The 6,230-nt window shown below is 47.7% G+C and carries 7 protein-coding genes; 6 read left to right on the top strand and 1 reads right to left on the bottom strand.

Features of this window, described 5'->3' with window-relative positions; translation table 11 throughout:
• Nucleotides 1-66: 66 nt before the first annotated feature.
• On the bottom strand, nucleotides 67-1,710 hold the full coding sequence (locus AC6H04_RS04885; protein ID WP_497570614.1) for an FAD-dependent oxidoreductase: 1,644 nt from the start codon (nucleotides 1,708-1,710) through the stop codon (nucleotides 67-69).
• A 182-nt stretch (nucleotides 1,711-1,892) separates the two neighbouring features.
• On the opposite strand from AC6H04_RS04885, the gene AC6H04_RS04880 reads away from it, so the two are divergent.
• From AC6H04_RS04880 to rpsI, 6 genes are all read left to right on the top strand, one after another.
• Entirely contained in the window at nucleotides 1,893-2,726 is an 834-nt protein-coding gene (locus AC6H04_RS04880; protein WP_497570613.1) for an energy-coupling factor ABC transporter ATP-binding protein, read from the top strand.
• Entirely contained in the window at nucleotides 2,696-3,574 is an 879-nt protein-coding gene (locus tag AC6H04_RS04875) for an energy-coupling factor ABC transporter ATP-binding protein (RefSeq protein WP_497570612.1), read from the top strand. The genes AC6H04_RS04880 and AC6H04_RS04875 overlap by 31 nt, the downstream gene beginning before the upstream one ends.
• Nucleotides 3,567-4,367: an energy-coupling factor transporter transmembrane component T family protein gene (locus tag AC6H04_RS04870; protein WP_497570611.1), complete on the top strand. Its 801-nt coding sequence runs from the start codon at nucleotides 3,567-3,569 to the stop codon at nucleotides 4,365-4,367. The genes AC6H04_RS04875 and AC6H04_RS04870 overlap by 8 nt, the downstream gene beginning before the upstream one ends.
• 14 nt (nucleotides 4,368-4,381) lie before the next feature.
• Nucleotides 4,382-5,176 (top strand): tRNA pseudouridine(38-40) synthase TruA, encoded by a 795-nt coding sequence (truA, locus tag AC6H04_RS04865; protein ID WP_497570610.1) that lies wholly within the window; start codon nucleotides 4,382-4,384, stop codon nucleotides 5,174-5,176.
• 150 nt (nucleotides 5,177-5,326) lie between these two features.
• Nucleotides 5,327-5,770: a 50S ribosomal protein L13 gene (gene rplM, locus AC6H04_RS04860; protein ID WP_098826485.1), complete on the top strand. Its 444-nt coding sequence runs from the start codon at nucleotides 5,327-5,329 to the stop codon at nucleotides 5,768-5,770.
• Nucleotides 5,771-5,783: 13 nt separating this feature from the next.
• A complete protein-coding gene (gene rpsI, locus AC6H04_RS04855) occupies nucleotides 5,784-6,176 on the top strand; it encodes a 30S ribosomal protein S9 (protein ID WP_497570609.1) in 393 nt (130 codons plus the stop codon).
• Nucleotides 6,177-6,230: the final 54 nt, after the last annotated feature.

Here is a 6,230-nt window from a genome sequence, read left to right as displayed (position 1 = left end):
CATTTTTCTTAAGTAGACAAAATAAGCATCCCCCAATCAAATGGGAGATGCTTATTTTAGTAGGCGTTATTTTTGTTTATAGATTGAACGTGGAATACCATAACGGGAATGGCTCCAAGTGCGTTGTAACCATGGCACGAACCAGATGTCCAAACCAAACGTTCGGCCGGAACCATTCAGTAACGCAAAGGCCACAAACATAATCCAGCTGGCTGGCCAAGTATGAACGAGGAATAGAAATCCCAAGATGACCAAGAAGTTTGCGCACCAGGTTGCCAAGCCAAAGAAGATCAAAGCACCCAGCACTAATTCGATGGTGCCCATCGTTGGGGATAAGCTTGTCATCCAGCCAGCGGTGCCACCCATATTACTCATACCATCAAGAAATAAACCCAGTCCGAAGAATAAGCGTAGTGGCAATGACCAAAGTACGTTGGTATTCGTTGCGGTATTACTACCTAGAACCGTGCGTTTATTTTCGGTCTTAAAGATCTCGTCCATCAAGTACTTCCACATGGCATAACCAGAGCGAATCCGCATGAAGTACAGCAGGTTGCCACCGTGCTTCATGCAGGTGGCAATCCAGCCACGAATCCGTTTGCCACCGAAGACCTGAGCAATGCCATAACGGTAGCCAAACGAAACCATGAAGCCCATATTCTTGTCCTTAAAGGCCTCGTAACTAGAACCGCCATTAATGTCCTCTGCAACGTTATGCGCTACTACATAGGCCTCAAATTCGGCTTCCTGAGCTGTTTGAGGGACGGCACGCTCAGCACCTTCCTCAGTCGCGTTGGCATCGTCACCAGCAACGTAAATACTCTTATCTTCAAATCCTTGCGCCTGAAGATACTTATTAGTGATTAAACGGCCACCGCGACCGGACTCAATACCAAATTCATCGGCCGTGTGGTTAGTCTTAACGCCGGCGGTCCAAATCAAAGTTTCTGTAGCGATGGGATCTTGCTCTTTGATTTCAACTGAATCGGGGTTAACGGCCGTAATTGCAGATGACACGCGCACCTCGATGCCGTTATCCTTGATATACTTTTCAGCATGGGCAGCGTTAGTTCGGTCAAGCATATTGATGATGGTTGGCGCCGCCTCAACCAAGATGACTTTGATTTCATCTTCATCGATTCGGTAGCGTTTAGCAAGGACTTTCCGGTAATCAATCAGTTCGCCAATGGTTTCTGCACCGGTGAAGCCTGAACCACAGACCGCAATGGTGAGCATGGCTTGACGTTTTTTAGGGTCATGTTCCGCAGCACCACGACGAACCACGTCGTCTAAGTGCGTGCGCAGCCGAATGGCATCCTCCATGGACCAGAGGGTATAGCCGTTTTCCTTCACACCCGGTGTACCGAAATCATTAGGTTCCCCGCCTAAACTAATGACCAGGCTATCGAAAGGATACTCGCTGTTTTCACCGATCACCTTTTTGTTATCTTTATCCACTTGGGTGACGTTGTCGGTAACTAGCTTGACGTTCTTAGCATGATTGAATAAGTGCTGTAAATCGTATTGAACTGCGTCAGGCGCTACCCGTTCCGTGGCCACTTCGTGAAGCTCGGTCAAGTAGGTGAAGTATGAATGGCGATCGATTAACGTAATCGTCACGTCAGCGTTAGATTTAAATCGTTTTGCAAGCTTCTTCGTTGTTAATACCCCAGCAAAGCCTGCACCAACGACAACAATGTTTTTTGTCATTGATATACCTCCTCAAGTAAAAATGAAAGCGTTCTCCTACTTATCTAATTATAGGCTAGATAATTGAGCATTCCAAATGATAAACCCGCGTTTTATTAAAAAAATGCTTGTGAAAGTATCAATGTAGGGGCAAGATTTGTTATAATGACGTGTGAATTTCGAAAAACGGAGAAAATAAAAAAATGGCCATTATTCAAGTTGAACATTTAAATTATCAATATAGTAATACCGATATCAAAGCGATTGATGACGTTAGCTTTGAAATCCAGGCTGGCGACTGGGTGGCCATCGTCGGTCATAACGGTAGCGGGAAGAGTACGCTGGCTAAACTGCTGATTGGGCTGATGGCGGCTGATTCTGGCAAAATCACCATTGACGGGCAAGTACTGACTCCGGACACGGTGTGGCAAATTAGAGAAAAAGTTGGGATGGTCTTCCAAAACCCCGACAATCAGTTTGTGGGCGCGACGGTAGCTGACGACGTGGCCTTTGGGATGGAGAACCGTTCCATTGACCGCGATACCATGGTGACCAAAGTAGATGAAGCACTGAAACAGGTGGACATGCTGGCGTATAAGAACCGCGAACCTGCTAACCTTTCTGGTGGTCAAAAACAGCGGGTGGCCTTGGCTGGTATTATTGCCATTGCCCCGAAAATCCTCATTTTAGACGAAGCCACCAGCATGCTGGACCCGCGAGGCCGACAGGAAATCTTGGCTGTTATCCAGCAGCTTAAAGCGCAACTGAACTTAACGGTGCTTTCCATCACTCACGACATTGACGAGGCAGCTAGTGCGGATCGGCTAGTGGTCATCGACGACGGGCACTTTGTGGAGGAGGCAACTCCAGAGGAACTGTTCAGTCACGGTCAGCAGCTAGTCGAGATGGGGCTTGATGTTCCGCTTTCCGAAAAGGTCAAAGACGCATTACAGGAACGCCACATTGCGGTTCCGCAATCTTATTTAGACGAAAGGGGCTTAGTCGATTGGCTACGGAGATCAAGTTTGAACAAGTAAATTATTGGTATCAGGCTGGGACACCCTTCGCTGTGCAAGCCCTGAAGAATATTGATCTGCATATCATACCGGGGTCCTTTACAGCGGTGGTGGGTCAAACTGGTAGTGGTAAATCGACCATGATTCAGCACCTAAACGCGTTGTTAAAGCCTTCTGCCGGAACGGTAACCATTGGCGACCAAGTGATCACCAATGAAACCAACAATAAACATTTAAAACCGCTACGTAAAAAGGTAGGCATGGTGTTTCAGTTTCCTGAAAACCAGTTATTTGAAGAAACGGTGCTCAAAGATATTGCGTTTGGCCCGCAGAACTTTGGCGTTTCTGAAGCGGATGCGATCGTGCTTGCTAAACGGATGGCAGCAGAAGTCGGGTTAGATGAAGCGTTACTCAGCCGCTCGCCCTTTGATCTCTCCGGTGGTCAGATGCGACGGGTAGCGATTGCTGGCGTGCTGGCTTTAGAACCAGAAGTGCTGGTGTTGGATGAGCCTACTGCTGGTTTGGATCCCCGTGGCCGTTTGGAAATTATGCAGCTGGTCACGCGTCTGCGGGAAGAACAAGGGTTGACCATTGTGCTCATTACCCATCAAATGGATGACGTGGCAAACTACGCGGACCACGTGCTGGTCATGGGTCATGGTGAACTGATCAAGCAGGGTTCACCGCGAGAGATTTTCAGCGACCCCGAGTGGCTGGAAGCTCATCAACTGGGCTTGCCATCTGCCACCAAGTTTGCTTACGACCTCCAGCGGGCTGGGTTTCAGTTTGACACCATGCCGCTGACCGTTGCCGAATTGGCTGATCAGCTGGCGCCTCAGTTACCAAAGGGGGCGGACAGTCATGAATAAGGTCATGTTTGGCCGGTTTATTCCCGGACATTCTTGGGTTCATCGCATGGATCCTCGGGCTAAATTAGTGTTGAGTTTTCTGTACATTGCGGTAGTCTTCTTTGCCAATAATTTTTGGACATATCTGATCATGACCGTGCTGTTACTGGCCTCGGTGGCTGCTTCTGCCATACCGTTAAAAGTTTATATTCGTGGTTTATTGCCCTTATTTTGGCTAATGATTTTTACCGTCTTAATTCAAGTATTCTTTGGTGCAGGCGGTCACGTTTACTGGCAGTGGGGCTGGCTGGTGGTCAGTCAAAACGGTTTGAATAGCGCTGGTTTGATCCTAATGCGTTTCGTGTTGATCATCTTGGTTTCCACCATCTTGACTTTTACCACTGAACCGCTGGAAATTGCGGATGGGATTGAGTCACTGCTGAGCCCGTTGCGGAAAGTTCATTTTCCAGTAGCGACGCTGGCACTGATGCTATCGTTAGCGTTACGGTTTGTGCCAACCTTGATGGATGAAGCCGAAAAGATCATGAATGCCCAGCGTTCTCGTGGGGTCGACTTTGGCGAAGGCGGTTTGCGGCAACGAATCAAGACTATCGTGCCGATTCTGATCCCGTTGTTCGTGAACGCGTTTAACCGGGCGATTGAAATCTCTACAGCTATGGAGGCTCGCGGCTACCAGGACGGTGAAAACCGCACCAAGTACCGGCAGTTGAAGTGGCAAGGCGTGGACACAGCATCGCTGGTGATTTACGTGGTCAGTTTAGGTGCGGTCATCGCACTACGTTATCTTAGTTGAGAGGAATAATTTTTTTGAGATATAAAATTACATTAGCCTATGACGGCACTAACTTCGCGGGCTTTCAACGCCAACCGCATAAGCGGACCATTGAAAGCGAACTAACGCGGGTGGTCAATAAAATGGCCAAAAATCCCACACCAGCCATCGTGGTTTACGGTTCCGGCCGAACGGATGCTGGCGTGCACGCCTTAGGGCAAGTGGTTCACTTTGATATGCCGTATGATTTAACGGCTGAAAACATGCGTAAGGGGCTGAATTCCATGTTGCCTGTGGATATGGAGGTTCTGCATGTTGATATCGTTAGCGACGATTTTCACGCCCGTTATGACGTTTCTGGTAAGCGGTACGTGTATCGCATGGATCTAGGGGAGTTTCGAAACCCCTTCAAGCGTAATTACACAGGCCACTGGAAGTTTCCAGTAGACGTAGATCGTATCAACCAAGCGGCTCAAGATTTGATCGGTGAGCACGACTTTACTAGCTTCGTGGCGTCTGGATCTTCAGCTCGGACCTACTTCCGAACGATTTATGAAGCTGGATGCCGTTTAGATAAAGCCAACAACGAGCTGGTGTTTGAGTTTTATGGTAACGGCTTTCTTTATAACCAGGTGCGCATCATGGTGGGGGTATTGGTTGAAATCGGGTCTGGTACTCGGCCGGTGGATGACATTCAAAACCTGTACCGCATTAATGACCGACGTGCTGCTCGGCGAACGGTGCCGGCCAGTGGGCTGTATCTGAAACACGTCTACTATGAAGGCGATGATCCGGAGCATCCCACAAAGCTGCCGAAACATCAGCGCTGAGATTTCACAATAAAGAAAACAAATTTGGAAAACCCTTGACTTAAGGGGCAGAAATTTGTACTATGTTAATTGGTATTGTTTGCCCCACGATAAGCCCCGGAAACTTGTTAACGGATGTCAAACAAACACTGAAATTGGAGGAAAATAATCGTGCGTACAACATATATGGCTAAACCAGGTGACGTGGATCGCAAGTGGTACGTGGTTGATGCAACTGATGTTCCTTTGGGACGTCTTGCTTCAGCTGTCGCAAACATCTTACGTGGTAAGAATAAGCCAACGTTCACCCCAAATGTAGATACTGGTGATCACGTGATTGTGATCAATGCTTCGAAAGTTGCTTTAACGGGTAAGAAGGCTTCACGGAAGATCTATTACCATCATACGAACCATCCAGGTGGTTTAAAGCAACGCACTGCTGGTGATTTTCGTGCAAATGACCCAGAAAAGCTGATTGAAACTTCTGTTAAGGGTATGCTTCCTCATACTTCATTAGGTCACAAGATCGGCTTGAAGCTTCACGTTTACGCTGGCGACCAACATGACAATGCTGCTCAAAAGCCTGAAGTTTTAGACATCACTAACCTAATTTAAGGAGGAATTCAAATTGGCTCAAGTACAATATCGCGGCACTGGCCGTCGTAAAGACTCAGTAGCTCGGGTACGTTTAGTACCAGGTACTGGTAAAATCATGATGAATGACAAAGCAATTGAAGATTACATTCCATTCGCTAACTTGCGTGAAGTGGTTGTTCAACCATTCAACGTTACTGAAACTCTAGGCAACTACGATGTTTTAGCAAACGTTAATGGTGGTGGCTTCTCAGGACAAGCCGGCGCTGTTCGTCACGGTATCGCCCGTGCATTGCTCGAAGTAGACCCAGATTTTCGTGGTCCCCTCAAGCGTGCCGGTCTGTTAACTCGTGATGCACGTATGAAAGAACGTAAGAAGCCAGGTCTCAAGAAGGCTCGTAAGGCTGCTCAATTCTCAAAGCGTTAATATACTCGTTATATTGCGTTCAAAAGGAACACCTTTTCCATGTGGAGGGAAGGG

Source organism: Secundilactobacillus sp. MJ173, from assembly GCF_059704265.1.
This window is presented reverse-complemented; position numbering and strand designations above follow the sequence as displayed.